Below are 14873 nucleotides of genomic sequence, written 5' to 3'. Positions count from 1 at the left end.
CGGGGTGGGCGTCCATCGGGCCGCCGGTGCACCGGGGCAGCCGCCCACGGGCCGGCCGTCCACGCGGGCGTCCACCCCTGTACCGAACCGCCACCGGGAAGGCCGCCCGCCGTGACCGTCCGCATTGCCACCTGGAACATCAACTCCGTCACCGCGCGGCTGCCCAAGCTCCTCGAATGGCTGGAGAGCGCCAAGCCCGACGTGCTCTGCCTCCAGGAGCTCAAGTGCGCCGCCGACGCCTTCCCGTACGAGCCGGTCCGCGAGCTCGGCTACGAGACCGCCGCGCACGGCACCGGCCGGTGGAACGGCGTGGCGATCGTCTCCCGGATCGGCCTCGACGACGTGGTGCGCGACCTGCCCGGGCAGCCCGGCTACCTCGCCGACGACGCCCTGCTGCCCGACGTCGAGCCCCGTGCCGTCGCGGCCACCTGCGGCCCGGTCCGGGTCTGGTCGGTCTACGTGCCCAACGGCCGCGAGGTCGACCACGCCCACTACCGCTACAAGCTGGAGTGGCTGGAGGCGCTGCGCCTCGCCTCGCTGGAGGACGCGGCCGGCGAGCGCCCCTTCGCCGTGCTCGGCGACTTCAACATCGCGCCGAGCGACGAGGACGTCTTCGACATCGCCGCCTTCGAGGGCCTCACCCACGTCACCCCCGCCGAGCGGGCCGCGCTCGCCGCCCTCGACGCGGCCGGGCTGCACGACGTGGTGCCGCGCCCGCTGAAGTACGACCGCCCCTACACCTACTGGGACTACCGGCAGCTGGCCTTCCCGAAGAACCGGGGCATGCGGATCGACCTCACGTACGCCAACAAGCCCTTCGTGGACGCCGTCACCGACAGTTACGTCGACCGCGAGGCGCGCAAGGGCAAGGGCACCTCGGACCACGCCCCCGTCGTCGTCGATCTGGACCTCTGACCTGCTCCTCCGGCCTGATCCGCCGGCCTGGTCCGGGTGACGGCCGGCGGGTGACGGCTCGCGGGTCGCGGGGTGCCCGCGTCTCGCTCGAACGGGCCAGAGCGGTGGCCGGGTGTGGAGCGGGTGCCTACCGTCGGTGAGTGACCGGGTGCGGTTGATCGATCACGGGGACGTCGGAGTCCCCGGCCGCGCCCGAGAGAATTCCGGAGGTTCCGGTATGCGCCCCACGCGTACGGCCGCCGCCGCCCTGATCGGCGCGACGCTGCTGACCGGCCTGACGGCCCCCCTCGCGCTGGCCAAGGACGGCGCCGCCTCGGTCAGCCCGTCCCAGGCCGCACCGGGCCAGACCGTGACGGTCACGGTCGCCTGTGAGAAGTCCGACAAGCCCAACGCCAAGACGATCACCGCCAACTCCCAGGCCTTCGAGGGCGGCCCGGCCACCCTCACGCTCGGCTCCGACGGCAAGCACACCGGCTCCGCCCGGCTGGCGGACAAGTACGGCGGCGACAACAAGGTCGACGGCACCTGCCCCGACGGCGCCGTGTTCGCCACCAACGTCACGGTGACCACGGTCTCGGTGTCCACCGGGTCCGGCGGCTCCGGTGCGCACGGCGGGTCCGGCGCGGCCGGCGGTTCCGCGCCCTCGGGGATCGGCGGGTGGAGCCAGGCGGCCGGTGAGTGGGCCGGTTCGCTCGGGCAGTCCGGCGCCGGCAGTCAGCAGGTCGCCCCGCACGGTGCGGTGAAGACCGGCCTGGGCGGCTCGATCGCGGCGAACCCGGTGGAGCTGGCGGGCGGCGCGCTGCTGGTCGCGGGCGGGGTCGGCGGCTTCTGGCTGCTGCGGCGCCGCGCGGGCGCCGGGTCCGCCTGAGGGAAGGCGCCCACGGGTGCGGCCCGCGGGCGGGTGCCGCCGGACGAACCGTCCGGCGGCACCTTCGCGCGGTCAGACGGTCTGCTGGGCCTCCCGCGCCCGACGGTCCTCCTCGTCCTCCCGGCCCTCCCGGCCCTCCGGGGACTCCCGGTCCTCCTGGGCCTCGGCGGCCCGCAGCGCACCGGTCGCCAGCAGATACTGCGCCAGGATGTACGTGGCCATGATCCAGAACTCGTGGCCCGGCAGCTCCCGCCAGTGGGCCAGCTTGGTGGCGATCAGGGTGTCCGAGAGCAGGAACAGCGCCCCGCCCAGCCCGGTCCGCACGCCCAGCCCCGCCGAGGTCACCGCCGTCGACGCCAGCAGCAGGCTGTACCCGGCCACCGGGATCCGCAGGTCCCCGAGGTCCGGCCAGAGCAGGGCCACCATCGACGCCCAGGCCGTCGCGTACGCGGCTGCGACCACCAGCGTCCGGCGCCGGTCGGTCAGCGCACCCTGGCCGGCGAACATCGTCACGTAGCAGACGTGCGCCGCCGCGAACGAGCCCATTCCGGCCAGGAACGTCGCGTCCTGGCCGAACTGGAGCAGCACGTCCCCGCCCGCGCTCGCCAGCAGCGCCGGCGCCAGCAGCTTCGGTGCCTTCCGGCCGGCCGCGGCGGCACTGGCGACGCTCTGCGCGGCCAGCAGCGGCATCAGCGCCGGCTTGGTGGCGTGCCGCAGCGCCGGGGTGTCGCTCAGCAGCGCCCCCAGGTGGACGGCCGAGGTGGTGGCGAAGCCGGCGAGCAGGCCGGAGGCCGAGCGAAGCCGGCCGCCGAGAACGGCGCGGGTGGTCGTACGGATGCTCATGCGGCGGTGTCCTCCGGACGGGTGGGGGAGCGGGTGGTGGGGGCGGGTGGCCCGTGCCGGGCACGATAGGGGACGGGAAAGGGGTTCGGAAGAGATTGTTACCCGTGCGTAGGGCGGGCGGGGCCACCGGGGTGACGGGTCGCCGTCCTTCCGCCCTCCTCCTGCCGTCCTCCCGCCGTCCTCCCCGCCTCCGGCCGGATGTCGCCGCGCGTCGGGCGGCTGCCAGCGGGGGCCGCGCCCAGCGTCTAGTCTGGTCCCCGACATGAAGCAGCAGGAGTACGCGACCGGCGCCGCACGGACGGCCGGTGGCACGTCGGACGGACGCACGGGCGGGGCGGGGCGGAGCACCACCGACGCCGTCGTCGCCGTACGCGAACCCGCCTGCGGCCCCGTACCCGGCGCCGCGACCGGAGCTGACGCCCCGCAGGACCCGGACGCCCCGGCCGCGCCACCCGGGGAACTCTCGCCCGACCCGGCGCTGCTCCGGCTCGCACGCTGGTTCGCGGAGGCCGACCCCGGCACCGCCGACGACCTCTGCGCCGCCTCCTTCGGCCTCTACCCGGCCCGTCACTTCGGTGCCCCCGCCGAACCGTCCGCCGCCGAACCCGCCGGTCCCACCGCTCCCACCGATCCCTCCGATCCTGCGGAACCGTCCGCCGCCGAGGTCAGCTGGTGGCACGGCCCCACCGCGCACACCCCCGCGCCGCTGCGCACCCGCGAACCGCGCACCGCCCCCGGCCTGCGCCGCGCCCGCCGCGACGCCGCCGCGCTGCCCGTCGTGCTCTCCGGCGCCAAACCGGGCAGGCCCGGGCGGCACCGCAAACCCGAACAGTCGCGGGCCGCCGCCGCCGTCGTACCGCAGGATCGTTCCGCCGTCACCACCGCCTCCGAACGCCGGATCGCCGCCCGGCTGCTCCTCGCCCACCCGCTGGTCACCGCCTCCGGACCGCACGCCGACGGCTTCCCGCTGATCCGCCGTCACCGCGACTGGCTCACCGAGCGCTTCGACACCCTGCTCGGCTACCCCCTGGTGGTCGGCCCCTGGCACGCCCGTCTGCACAAGGCCGGCCCCGGCCCCGGCGCCGTCCGCCGCCTCGAACACCCTGCCACCGGCGCCCCGTTCACCCCCGGCGGCTACGCCCGGCTCGCCCTGGCCCTGGCCCTGCTGGTGGACGCGCCCGAACGCCTCCCGCTCGGCCGCCTGCTGGCCGCGATGGACGCCGCCGACCCCGGCATCGGTCCGGGCATCGGTCCCGGCCCGTCGACCGGGCCCGCCGACCTCGCCATGGCGTTCGCCGTGCTCGCCGACTGGCAGGTGCTCACCGACCTTCCGGCCGACCTTGTCACCGGCCACGCCACCGGCCTCGCCACCGGCCCCGGCGATGCCTCGGGCGTCCTGACGGTCGACCGGGAGCTCGCCCGCGCCGTCCCGGCCGGCCCGCCCGCACTCGCCGACGACGCCGCCGACCTCATCCGCCGCGCCGCCGAGGCCGAGCCCGGTACCGCCGTCCGCCGCCGCCTCGCCGAGACCCCCGCCGTCCTGGCCGCCGACCTGCCCGGGGACCAGCGCGCCTGGCTGCGCGACCACCGGCACTCCGGCCCCGCCGCGCTCGCCGACTTCCTCGGCCTGGAGGCGGAGCAGCGGGCCGAGGGCGTCGCCCTCCTCGACCCGGCGGAGGAACTCACCGACCTCGCCCTGTCCGGTGCCGGGACGGCCGCCCAGGCGGCGCTGCTGCTGGTCGAGCGCCTGGTCGAGGAGGTCCGCCCGCTGCCCGGCGAGACCACCGGCGCCGACGTGCCCGTCCCGGACGCGCTGATAGACGGCGTGCTCGGCGACATCGCCGACGAGTACGGCCTCCCGGCGGGCTGGCGCCGTGACTACCTCGCCGACCGCACCGCCCTGCGCCGCGACGCCCTCGACCTGCTGCACCGCATGGGTCTGATCACCACCCGCCCCTCGGGCTGGCTCCTGCGCGCCCCCGCCGCCCGCTACGCCCCGGCCCCCGATCTCCTCCCCACCCCGGGCACCGGCCGCCACTCCCGCCCCACCCCGGACATCACCATCCCCGCCCCTGCCGCCCCCCGAGCCGGCCAACCCGCCTGACCCCCCACCCGGCCCCGGCCGCCCGAGGCCCCGGGGCTCTGCGGCCCGAGGGCTGTCATCTGTGCCTCCGCGCCCGGCCGGATTCGGCCGGCCTGCCTGCTGGCGCGGCCCACAGCGCACCGTCGGCGCCCCGGTATCCCACTGGAGTCGGCCTGCTCGTCCGACCTTGCCGTTGAGTGGCCGGTCGCGGCGGGGCGGCCACGGTCCCGGGGCGGGGGCACCGTTGCGACCTCGGCTGCCATGTCTCGTTGCAGCCGCCGCCTTCGCGTCCGGTCCGTCAGGGCTTGTCGGTACGGTCCCGGTTGCCATGCCTGGTGCGGGCCGAGGGGCGCCTCTGGGGCCGGCGGGCCCGCCGGCCCCCGGTCGCCTCACTTCGCCGACGGCCGGGCCCGTCGCTGTGGCCCCGGTCGTGCGGGGTGGGCGGCTGGGCACCCTGCCGGGCTTGCCGGCGGTCGGGCAGCGGCTGTTTTCTCCCGGTGCCGTGTGCGCCCGTTCTCGGCTGCCGGTGGCGTTGCGGGGGCGGTGTCGTTGCTCGTGCCCGGCGGGGAGGGGGCGGTGCGGGCGGCGCGGCGCGCGGGTGCCTACTTCTGCACGGTGGCCGTGGCCGTGGCGACGGTGCCGTGCTGGACGGTCTCGACGGTGGCGGCGACGCCGAGGGTGCCGAGGGCGACGGAGGCGAGGACGGCGGCGCAGGCCAGGAAGCGGCGGTGGCGCTGGGGCATGGGGAAGCGCGGTTCCTGGAGGGTCGCCGTGAGGTTGGCGTTCATGTCACGGAGGGTTCCAGGCCGGTGTGAACGATCGCTACGTGCGGGTGAAGTCCGGATGGGAGGCGGGCGTCACTTTGGGCGAAATGTGCACCATGGCAGGTCATGGCCCCCGGGGACTGGCCCGTGGGGCCGTCCCCGGAGGGGTTTTCACCCGGTCGGGGGACGCTGGTTGCCCCGTCGGACATCGGCCAGGGCCTCGCCGACGGCGACCCGGACGGCGTCCCGCAGGCCGTGGGCGGGGTGGAAGCGGGGCGGTCCGGCGGAGGGGTCGGAGCGCAGTTCCTTCACCAGGGCGACGCACAGCAGCAGCATCACCACGACGAACGGCAGCGCGACCAGGATGGTGGCGTTCTGCAGTGCGGTGAGCCCGCCGGCGAGCAGCAGCGCGGCCGCGACGCCGCCCATCAGCACACCCCACACCACCACCAGCCAGGTGCGCGGGTGCAGTGAGCCGCGGCTGGAGAGCGAGCCGAGCACGAGGGAGGCGGAGTCGGCGCTGGTGATGAAGAAGGTCATCACCAGCAGCACCGCGACCACGCTGGTCACCGCGCCGGCCGGGAGCGCGCGCAGCATCTCGAAGAGCGAGGCCTCGGCGCCCTGCGGGATGGTCGCGACGAGGTCGGCGGCGCCGGTGGTGTCCAGCCGGATCGCGGTGCCGCCCATCACGCAGAACCAGATCACGGTGGCCCCGCTGGGCACCAGCAGCACGCCGAGCAGGAACTGCCGCACGGTGCGGCCGCGCGAGATGCGGGCGATGAAGGTGCCGACGAACGGGGCCCAGGAGAGCCACCAGGCCCAGTAGAAGATGGTCCAGGTGCCGAGCCAGTCCTCGTCGGTGAAGGCGCCGGTCTGGGTGGACATCACGGTCAGGTTGGAGAGGTAGCCGCCGACGGTGGAGGGGATGGTGTCCAGCACGAAGACGGTGGGGCCGACGAGGAACACGAAGACCATGATCAGCGAGGCCAGCACGACGTTGGCGGTGGAGAGCCACTTGACGCCCCGGTGCACGCCGGAGAAGGCGGAGACCACGAAGGCGGCGCTCAGCGCGCCGATGATCACCAGCTGGGTGCGCTCGCTGTTGCTGACGTCGGAGATGTGGCCGAGCCCGTCGGCCACCTGGAGGGCGCCGAGGCCGAGGCTGGTGGCGGAGCCGAAGACGGTCGCGAACACCGCGAGCAGGTCGATCGCCCGGCCCTTCCAGCCGTTGGCGCCGCGCTCGCCGATCAGCGGGACGAAGGCGGCGGAGATCCGGTTGCCCCGGCCCTTGCGGAAGGTGGTGTAGGCGAGCGCGAGGCCGCCGACCGCGTAGATCGCCCAGGGGTGCAGGGTCCAGTGGAAGAGCGAGAACTCCAGGGCCTGCCGGGCGGCGGCCGCGGACTCGGGTTCGAGGCCGGAGCCGGGCTGCGGGGCGGCGAACAGCTGGAGCGGTTCGCCGACGCCGTAGAACATCAGGCCGATGCCCATGCCCGCGCTGAACATCATGGCGACCCAGGCGGTGGTGGAGAACTCGGGTTCGTCGTCGTCCCGGCCCAGCCGGATCCGGCCGAACCGGCTGAAGGCGAGCAGGACGGTGAGGACGAGGAAGACGTCGGCGGCGACGACGAAGAGCCAGCCGAAGTTGTGCAGGACCCAGCCGAGGGCGGTGCCGGACGTCCGGCCGAGGGAGTCCTCGGCGAAGACGCCCCACGCGACGACCCCGAGCACCGCGACGGCGCCGACCCCGAACACGACCCGGTCGACGGGGAGGGTGGCGGCGGGCTCGTCCGGCGGCCCGGGCGGCTGACTGGTCATGGGGTACCTCTCGCGGCGAACTGGCGGGCCGACGGCGTGCAGGTGTCGACGACATGATCGAAATAGGAATACATGTCGTACTATGTCCAGTTCTCGCCGGGAGAGGCGGCAGGGCGCGCCGGAGAGGCGCGACCTGGGCGGGCGTCAGGCGGCCGCGTACGGGCGGGACGGCGGCACGGCGGCGTCCAGGTACCCGGCCAGGGCCCGCCGGCTGCGGGTCAGCTCGGTGATGCGCGCGTCGAGCTCGGCCAGTTCGCCGCGGAGGGTGCCGAGCAGATCGGGGCAGGCCTCCAGGGCGGGGAGCGGCCCGGTCGCGCAGGGGAGGATCCGCGCGATCACCCGGGTGGGCAGGCCGGCCGCGAGCAGGCTGCGGATCTGGCGGACCCGGACGGTGTCGCCCTCACCGTACTCGCGGTAGCCGGCGGCCGAGCGGGTGGGTTCGAGCAGGCCCTGCTCCTCGTAGTACCGCAGCAGGCGGGTGGACACCCCGGTCAGGCGGGCGAGCTCTCCGATGCGCATGACCGGGCAACATCGCCGCCGGGCCGGGTGTTCCCCTCCGCCGGGCCACCGGGCCACCGGGCCGTCAGGCCCGGGCGGCGTCCAGGCCGCCGTCGGCGTCCGCCAGGAAGCCCAGCAGCAGGTCCCGCAGCTCGGGCAGCCGCTCCACCATCGGCAGGTGGCCCGCCGTCAGCTCGGTCAGCCGGGCGCCGGGGATGCCCAGTGCCAGCGCCCGGTGCTGCTCCGGCGGCACCAGGCCGTCCTCGGTGGTGGAGACGACCAGGGTGGGCACGGTGACGCGGGCCAGCTCGGCGCGGACGTCGGCGCGGCCGGCGAGCTCGAACTGCCAGCGGAAACCCGCCGGGGCCGGTGTGGCGGCCAGGGCGGCGCGCAGCTCGTCGAAGCGCTCGGCGGGCAGCTCCTCCACCCAGGTGCGGCCGAAGGTGACGGCCAGCGAGTGGTCGGCCAGCAGCGCGGGGTACGCGGTGAGGGCGATGGCCTGGTCGGCGAGCAGCCGCAGCCGCCGCGAGCCGCCGGCCACCCCGGCGAGCAGCAGCAGCGAGCGGACCCGGCCGGGGTGGCGGGTGGCGATCCGGACGGCGACGGCGGCGCCGAGGGAGTAGCCGGCGAGGTCGAAGTCGGCGAGGCCGGCCGCGTCGGCGGCGGCCACCAGGCGGTCGGCCAGTTCGTCGAGCGAGTGCGGTGTGCCGGGCTCGTCGGGGCTGTCGCCGGAGCCCGGGTAGTCGGGGGCGACGACGGTGCGGTGGGCGGCGAGGTCGTCGAGCAGCGGGCCCCAGTTGTCGTGGACGCTGCCGCCCGCGCCGTGGGCGAGCAGCAGCCCGGGGCCGGTGCCCCGGACGGTCCGGGCGAGCGGAGCGGGGGCGGGGGGCGTGGCCATGGGGTCCTCCTGGGCGGACGGGGGTCCGGGGGGTTCGGGGATCGGGCCGTGGTCGACCCGCTCCGCACGGTAGGACTTCACATCGGTGTGAAGGTCAAGCCCGGGGAGCGCCACGGCCCCGGTCACCCGGTCACCCGGCCGGCTGGACCCGTGGTCAGGCCTTGGACGGGACGTCGTACGGGGCCGGGTAGGCGGTCTCGTACGGGGTCAGCACCAGCCGCACCACGTCCTCCAGTCGCCGTCGGGCGTCCCCGAGAGTGGTGCGGCCGGTCACCCAGGCCGTCAGCTCGCCCTGCCAGGCGTGGCCGACGATGTGCCGCACCAGGTCGCTCGCGGCGGCCGGCACCTCGTCGGCCATCACCGCCTGGAGCGCCGCGCTGTCGGCCCGGGCCATGCCCTGCAGGGCCTCGCTGGCGAAGGGGTCGGTGGAGGCGGCGACGGCCACCCGCAGCCGGGCCAGTTCGGGCTGGCGCTGGTAGGCCCGCATGCCGCCGCGGACGAACCGCACCACCCGGTCCGTGGCGCCCAGGCCGGCGCGCGGTCCGCGCAGCTCCGCCACCAGGTCGGCCAGCAGCAGCCGGTGCCATTCGGCGATCGCCGCCGCCAAGAGGTGGTCCTTGGAGGAGAAGTAGCGGTACGCCGTCCCCAGGGCGACTCCGGACCGCTCGCAGACCTGTTTCATCTGCAGCCGTTCGACGCCGATCTCGTTCACCAGGGCGAGCGCGGTCGCGATCAGGCTTTCGCGGCGTTCGAGCTGACGCGGAGACATCGCCTCCACCGGTCGTGGTGACAGGTCAACCTTGGTCACCCGCACCATGATACGGGCCGGGGCCGCTCAGGAATATGACGCCGACCGGCCGCCCGCCGTTCGCCCCCCGGCCACCGGGTGGTGGCGGGGTCCGGCGGGCGGCCGGCGGAAGGCCGGTCGGCCGTGGTCAGCGCGGTGCGACCAGGCGTTCGCGGATCAGCGCCTCCTGGACGGCGGAGGCCACCAGCCGGCCCTCGCGGTCGTAGAACTCGCCCAGCGCCAGCCCGCGGCCGTCCGAGGAGGAGGGGCTGCGCTGCGCGAACAGCAGCCACTCGTCGGCCCGGAAGGGGCGGTGGAACCACATCGCGTGGTCCAGCGAGGCCATCAGCAGCCGGGGCGGCTCGGTGCGCTGGAAGAAGTTCGGCTGGACGTGCAGTCCGGCCGTCGAGGCGAGCGTGAGGTCCGACAGGTAGGTGAGCGCGCAGACGTGCAGCAGCGGGTCGTCGGCGGGCAGCGGCGAGCCGGTGCGCAGCCAGACGAACTGCTGCGGCATGCCGGGCACGGCCGGCGGCACACCGGGTGCGTCCGGCGGGACGAACCGCATCTCCAGGTCGCCGAAGCCGCTGTCGGTCAGCGCGGCGCGGGCCTCGTCGTCCCAGGCCGAGAAGACGTCCGGCAGCTCCTCGGGGCCGGGCAGCCGCGGCACCTCGCGGTGCCGGTCGGCGGCGGGCTCGGGGCGCTTGAAGGAGGCGGAGAGGCTGAAGACGGCCTCGCCGCGCTGGACCGCGGTCACCTGCCGGGTGGCGTAGGAGGTGCCCTGGCGCACCCGGTCGACCCGGTACTCGATGGGGCGGCTCGGGTCGCCCGGGGTCAGGAAGTAGCCGTGCAGCGAGTGCACCGAGCGCTCCGCCCCGATCGTCCGTCCGGCCGCCGCCAGGGCCTGCGCGGCGACGTGCCCGCCGAACGCGCGCATCGGCGCACCGGCGTGGCAGCGGCCGCGGAACGTGTTCTCGTCGAGGCGCTCGATCCGCAGCAGTTCGGCGAACGGGCCGACCGTGCCGGTGGCTCGTCTGTCCTGTTCGGTCAGCTCTGTCACAGGCCCATACTGGCAGACGCGGGCCGTGCGCCGGTGTGACCTGGGTAACCTCGGACCCGAACATGCTTGCTAGAACGTGTTCCATTATTCGAAGACCGGGGGGTGTTCCGAGGTCGACTGTCAGTCCCCTGACCTAACGTGCTCGGCATGTCGCAATCCGCACACGCGTACGCCTATCTGCGCCCGTCCGCCGTCCTCGACGGCGAGGCCGGCCGGCGCCTCGCCCTGGAGACCTCCGGCGGCACCACCCCGCTCGGGGCGGCCGCCCATCCGCGCTTCTTCGCGGGTTTCCTGGCCGAGCCCGCGCCGGCCGCCGCCGCGCTGCTCGCCGTCGCCGACGTCGCCGCCGCCCGCTACTACCAGCCGCAGCTGCGCGCCTCGCTCGATCCGGTGGTCACCGCCAACGGCGACCGGCTCCGCTTCGAGTCCTTCTCCGGCTGCTGCGGTGTCTACGCCCGCCTCGACGTGCTCGCCGCGGGCCTGGACGGCGACGAGATCGGCCACGGCACCACCAACGTCGACGTCAACAACCCGCTGCGCGAGGCGCTCACCCGGATCGGCCCCGCCGAGCCGCTGCACCTCGCCGTCGGCCCGGACGCCCTGGAGGTCACCACCTTCGACGGGCCGGTCGTCGAGAAGAAGGTCCCGCTGCCGGAGCGCTGGCTGCGCGGCTTCGCGGAGACCCAGGTCACCGCCGCCGGGTTCGACCTGCGCGCCGAGCTGCCCGCCGTCGAGGCGGTCCGCTTCCTGCGCTCGCTGCCGCGCGGCGGGCGGGCCGGTGCGCGTGTCGCGCGGTGGGTGGTGCCGGCCGGGCGCACGCTGCGGCCCACCACCCGGCCGGTGCCCGGCGCGGTCTGCCTGCCCGGGCCCGAGCGGCTGGCCGCCCTGCAGCGGGTGCTGCGGCACGCGCGGGCGCTGCGGGTCTACGGCCCGCCGGTCGCCGGGGGCGGTCCGGCGGCCTCCGCCTGGGAGGTCGAGCTGCCCGGGATGCGGCTGACCCTCACCCTCTCGCCGGACGCCTCACGGGGCTTCAGCGGCGAGGGCGGGGTGCTCGGCGCGCTCGCCACCGGCACCGCCGAGCAGGACGCCGACCTGGTCGCGGCGCTGCTCGCCTGGGAGCCGCGGATCGAGATCGCCGAGCTCGCCGACCAGTCCGGGCTCGGCGCGGCCCGGGTGCGGGCCGCGCTGACCCGGCTCGGCACCGCCGGGCAGATCGGCTACGACGTCGCCGAGGCCGCGTACTTCCACCGGCAGCTCCCGTACGACGCCGGGCGCGCGGAGGCGGCCAACCCGCGGCTGAAGGCGGCCCGGGCGCTGGTCGAGGCCGGGGCGGTGCGGCTGGAGGAGGGCGGCGCGACGGCCGTCGTCACGGTGGACGACCACGTCCAGCGGGTGCGTGCGGACGCGGGCGGCGCGGCCGGCTGCACCTGCCTGTGGTGGGCGAAGTACCGGGGCGGGCGCGGGCCGTGCAAGCACGTGCTGGCGGTGGACATGGTCCGCGAGGCGCGGGCGCGGGGCGGGGCGGTCGACGGACTTCGGGAAGACGGACTTCGGGAAGGGACGGCGCGATGAGCACCGCAACGGCGAAGAGCACGGACACGGTGGCGCCGGCCGCGGCGCCGGACGCGGTGGAGGCCCTGCTGGCGGCGGTCCGCGAGGGCCGGACGGGCGAGGTGCCGGTGCTGCTCACCGCCCTCGGGCCGGCCGAGCGGCGCTCCTGCCTCCCGGCCCTCAAGGAACTGCGCCGGACCAGCCGCGGCGACTGGTCCAAGGAGGCCAACCGGCGGATGGGCGCGCTGCTGGTGGCCGGCGCCGGCTGCCACCCCGGTCCGGCGGGCGCCGCCACCTGGATCGGCGCCCGGGACTTCACCGGGCGCTCCTGGGCCCGCCACCCCGCCCTCGCCGACGTCGTCGAGGCCCAGCCCGTGGAGTGGCAGACCGAGGTGGTCGCCCGGCTCGCCGCCAAGCGCGGCAGCGGCTGGAGCTGGGACCTCTACCCGCTGATCGAGCGCGTGGTGCGGCGCACCGGCTGCACGGTGCCGGCCTCCGACGACTTCGTCACCGAGTGGCTGCGCTCGGCGGCCGGCGCGGACCGCGGCCCGCGCGGCACCGCCACCACCCTGCTGGAGCGGCTGCGGACGGACACCTTCACCCCCGTGATGCTCCCCCGGCTGTTCGAACTCGACGACGTCTCCTGGCCGCTCGACAACACGTACACCACCCGATCGGGTGACAACTGGCCGGCGGCCATCGCCGGACTCGCCGAGTCCGGGCACTTCGGTCGCGAGGAACTGATCGACCTCTGCCTCGCCCGGCTGGTGCGCGGCGGAAAGACCGCCGACCAGCGCTCGTTCCTCGCCGTGCTGACCGCCTTCGCGCCCACCCCGCAGGAGTACGCGGCCCGGGTCCGCGACCTGCTGGTGCTGCTCGACGGGCCCTCGGCGCTGGCGGGCCACGCCCAGCAGGTGCTCACCGGGCTGGACGAGGCCGGGCTGATCGAAACGGAGGCGGTCGTCGAGGCCTCGGCGGTGGTGCTGTTCCGCAGCGAGAAGAAGCTGGTGCGGGCCCAGCTCTCCTGGCTGGAGCAGGCCGCGAAGCGCACGCCCGAGCGGTCGGGACCGGCGGTGCTGGCCGCCGCCGGGGCCTTCGGACACCCCGACAGCGCCCTCCAGGAGCGGGCGCTCAACCTGGTCGCCCGTCGGCTCAAGGCCGCCGGCGAGGCCGTGCTGCCGGAGCTGCGGCTCGCCGCCGAGGCGCTCAACCCCGCCCACCACGCCCGGGCCGGCGAGCTGTTCGGCGCACCCGTCGGCGGCGCGGCGGAGGACGACGACACCGCCTGGGCCGAACTGCTGCCGCCGGTCCCGGTGCCCGCCCCGCTCGGCGAACCGCTCGCCGGCCCGGTGGAGGTCGCCGAGGAGCTGGCGGTGCTGCTGGCCGGCGGGCGGCCCGACGTCGCCGTCTTCGAGCGCGTCCTGGACGGCCTGGTCCGGCACGCCCACCGCGACCGGACGGCGCTCGCGCGGGCGCTGGAGCCGGTGCTGCGGGTGAACCAGTGGCAGGACGTCGGCCGCTGGCGGGACTGCGGCCCGGGTGACGTGCTGTACCTCGCCGTGGTGGTCGCCGGGAAGGCCGACCCGCACCGGCCCGGCTCCGTCTTCCGGCACAAGGGCCGCAACCCGCTGCGCGGCACGCACAACACCGAGTACGGCAACGCCCTGGCCGCCCGGATCGGCGAGGCCGCCGAACGGGTCACCACCGCGGCCCCGCCGTACCTGCTCGCCACGCCGACCGACACCACCGGCGCGATCGCCGCGACCGTACTGGTGGAGCGCCTTGCCGGGTACGAGACGGCGGGTGTCACGCCCGGCCCGGCGGACCTCAGCGCCGCGCTGCTGCGGACCGCCCCGACGGCGGACCCGTCGGTGCGGGCGGCGGCCGACCGGCTGACCTCGGCGGCCGGGCGGTGGGTGGCCGCCTGGCTGTGCGACGGCGGCCTGCCGGTCCAGGTCTCGGAGCGGGTGCTCTTCGCACCCGGCGCCGGGTACGAGCGCAAGCGGCGCTACTGGGACCGCTGGTGGGAGGAGCTCCGGCGGATCGTGGTCACCCAGCGCGGCAGCGCCGGCCCGGCCGGCCCGGCCCGCGAGCGGCTCGCCGCCGAGTTCCGGGTGCTGCTGGAGGGCACCACGCCCAGCGTGGCCCGGGTGCGGCGGGCGGACGAGTGGCTCAGGGAACCCACCGTGCACTGGGCCGCGATGCTGCCGCACCACCGGGAGGAGCTGGCCGCCCGCTGGCTGGACCGGTTCGCCGACTGCGCCGACCGCGACCGGCGCGGCACCGCCGGGATGCTGGTCGTGCTCGCCGAGGCCGGCGGCCCGGCCGGGCTCGCCCTCCACCTCGCCCTCGGCTACGGCCTGGGCGCCCGCCACCCCGAGGACCGCGCCGCCGCCGTCGACGCCCTGCTCGTCCTCGCCGCCCGCGGCGACCTGGACGGCGCCCTGCTCGGGCGTGAACTGGGCGAACTGGTGACGCTCGGCACCGTGAAGCCCGTCCGCCTCGCCCAGGCCCTGACCGCCGCCGCCGACACCGGCGCCCACGCCACCGTCTGGTCCGTGCTGGCCGCCGCCCTGCCGTCCCTGCTCGCCGGTGAGGCGCCGCGCGGCGCCGCGGACCTCCTCGCCCTCGCCGCCGACACCGCCCGCCGCAGCGCCGCCCGCGGCCCGATCCCCGAAGTCACCGCCACCGCCGCCCGCCCCGGTACCAGCCGCCTCGTGAAGGAGTCCCGCACCCTCCGCGACCTCCTCGCCACCCCCTGATCCCGCCCGCACCTGCCCGCGCTCGGCTCCGC

General features: G+C 76.2%; 12 protein-coding genes. 5 read left to right on the top strand and 7 right to left on the bottom strand.

All coding sequences use genetic code 11. The features are described from left to right. Window positions 1-111: 111 nt before the first annotated feature. Together ACFVUH_RS00815 and ACFVUH_RS00810 are read left to right on the top strand one after the other, a co-directional pair. Entirely contained in the window at window positions 112-915 is an 804-nt protein-coding gene (locus ACFVUH_RS00815) for an exodeoxyribonuclease III (RefSeq protein WP_355365944.1), read from the top strand. 217 nt (window positions 916-1132) lie between these two features. Beyond that, a complete protein-coding gene (locus ACFVUH_RS00810; protein ID WP_355365947.1) occupies window positions 1133-1783 on the top strand; it encodes a hypothetical protein in 651 nt (216 codons plus the stop codon). Between the two features lie 72 nt (window positions 1784-1855). Here ACFVUH_RS00810 and ACFVUH_RS00805 read toward each other — a convergent pair whose 3' ends face one another. Then, window positions 1856-2626 (bottom strand): lysoplasmalogenase, encoded by a 771-nt coding sequence (locus ACFVUH_RS00805; RefSeq protein ID WP_387910243.1) that lies wholly within the window; start codon window positions 2624-2626, stop codon window positions 1856-1858. A 262-nt stretch (window positions 2627-2888) separates the two neighbouring features. Here ACFVUH_RS00805 and ACFVUH_RS00800 point away from each other — a divergent pair, with 262 nt between their 5' ends. Beyond that, on the top strand, window positions 2889-4730 hold the full coding sequence (locus ACFVUH_RS00800; protein ID WP_387910241.1) for a DUF2398 family protein: 1842 nt from the start codon (window positions 2889-2891) through the stop codon (window positions 4728-4730). Window positions 4731-5311: 581 nt separating this feature from the next. On the opposite strand, the gene ACFVUH_RS00795 is transcribed toward ACFVUH_RS00800, so the two are convergent. The 6 genes from ACFVUH_RS00795 to ACFVUH_RS00770 all read right to left on the bottom strand — a co-directional run bounded on the left by ACFVUH_RS00795 (window position 5312) and on the right by ACFVUH_RS00770 (window position 10528). Further along, window positions 5312-5497 (bottom strand): hypothetical protein, encoded by a 186-nt coding sequence (locus tag ACFVUH_RS00795; protein WP_387910240.1) that lies wholly within the window; start codon window positions 5495-5497, stop codon window positions 5312-5314. 147 nt (window positions 5498-5644) lie between these two features. After that, the gene (locus ACFVUH_RS00790; protein WP_387910238.1) at window positions 5645-7288 is read right to left on the bottom strand and encodes a BCCT family transporter; all 1644 of its coding nucleotides are present in this window, start codon (window positions 7286-7288) and stop codon (window positions 5645-5647) included. Window positions 7289-7432: 144 nt separating this feature from the next. After that, window positions 7433-7807, bottom strand: coding sequence for a MerR family transcriptional regulator (locus tag ACFVUH_RS00785; RefSeq protein WP_387910237.1), 375 nt, complete (start codon window positions 7805-7807; stop codon window positions 7433-7435). 64 nt (window positions 7808-7871) lie between these two features. Then, window positions 7872-8684 (bottom strand): alpha/beta fold hydrolase, encoded by an 813-nt coding sequence (locus ACFVUH_RS00780; protein WP_387910235.1) that lies wholly within the window; start codon window positions 8682-8684, stop codon window positions 7872-7874. 154 nt (window positions 8685-8838) lie between these two features. Then, a complete protein-coding gene (locus ACFVUH_RS00775) occupies window positions 8839-9492 on the bottom strand; it encodes a TetR/AcrR family transcriptional regulator (RefSeq protein ID WP_355365967.1) in 654 nt (217 codons plus the stop codon). A 127-nt stretch (window positions 9493-9619) separates the two neighbouring features. After that, window positions 9620-10528: an acyl-CoA thioesterase domain-containing protein gene (locus tag ACFVUH_RS00770; protein ID WP_355365970.1), complete on the bottom strand. Its 909-nt coding sequence runs from the start codon at window positions 10526-10528 to the stop codon at window positions 9620-9622. A 147-nt stretch (window positions 10529-10675) separates the two neighbouring features. On the opposite strand from ACFVUH_RS00770, the gene ACFVUH_RS00765 reads away from it, so the two are divergent. Next, the gene (locus tag ACFVUH_RS00765; protein ID WP_387910233.1) at window positions 10676-12100 is read left to right on the top strand and encodes an SWIM zinc finger family protein; all 1425 of its coding nucleotides are present in this window, start codon (window positions 10676-10678) and stop codon (window positions 12098-12100) included. After that, window positions 12097-14841, top strand: a complete 2745-nt coding sequence (locus ACFVUH_RS00760) for a DUF6493 family protein (protein ID WP_387910231.1) — start codon at window positions 12097-12099, stop codon at window positions 14839-14841. The genes ACFVUH_RS00765 and ACFVUH_RS00760 overlap by 4 nt, the downstream gene beginning before the upstream one ends. Window positions 14842-14873: the final 32 nt, after the last annotated feature.

Origin of the sequence: Kitasatospora sp. NPDC058032, assembly GCF_042885845.1 — a bacterium.
Taxonomy (GTDB): domain Bacteria; phylum Actinomycetota; class Actinomycetes; order Streptomycetales; family Streptomycetaceae; genus Kitasatospora.
The sequence above is the reverse complement of the archived record's forward strand: the minus strand, read 5'-3'. Positions and strand labels throughout refer to the sequence as shown.

What these genes read in the sequence shown, in the direction of transcription:
- ACFVUH_RS00800 (WP_387910241.1), top strand. Translation starts at nt 2,889, where the DNA reads ATGAAGCAGCAGGAGTACGCGACCGGCGCCGCACGGACGGCCGGTGGC.
- ACFVUH_RS00790 (WP_387910238.1), bottom strand. Translation starts at nt 7,288, where the DNA reads ATGACCAGTCAGCCGCCCGGGCCGCCGGACGAGCCCGCCGCCACCCTC.
- ACFVUH_RS00760 (WP_387910231.1), top strand. Translation starts at nt 12,097, where the DNA reads ATGAGCACCGCAACGGCGAAGAGCACGGACACGGTGGCGCCGGCCGCG.
- ACFVUH_RS00765 (WP_387910233.1), top strand. Translation starts at nt 10,676, where the DNA reads ATGTCGCAATCCGCACACGCGTACGCCTATCTGCGCCCGTCCGCCGTC.
- ACFVUH_RS00795 (WP_387910240.1), bottom strand. Translation starts at nt 5,497, where the DNA reads ATGAACGCCAACCTCACGGCGACCCTCCAGGAACCGCGCTTCCCCATG.
- ACFVUH_RS00780 (WP_387910235.1), bottom strand. Translation starts at nt 8,684, where the DNA reads ATGGCCACGCCCCCCGCCCCCGCTCCGCTCGCCCGGACCGTCCGGGGC.
- ACFVUH_RS00810 (WP_355365947.1), top strand. Translation starts at nt 1,133, where the DNA reads ATGCGCCCCACGCGTACGGCCGCCGCCGCCCTGATCGGCGCGACGCTG.
- ACFVUH_RS00805 (WP_387910243.1), bottom strand. Translation starts at nt 2,626, where the DNA reads ATGAGCATCCGTACGACCACCCGCGCCGTTCTCGGCGGCCGGCTTCGC.
- ACFVUH_RS00785 (WP_387910237.1), bottom strand. Translation starts at nt 7,807, where the DNA reads ATGCGCATCGGAGAGCTCGCCCGCCTGACCGGGGTGTCCACCCGCCTG.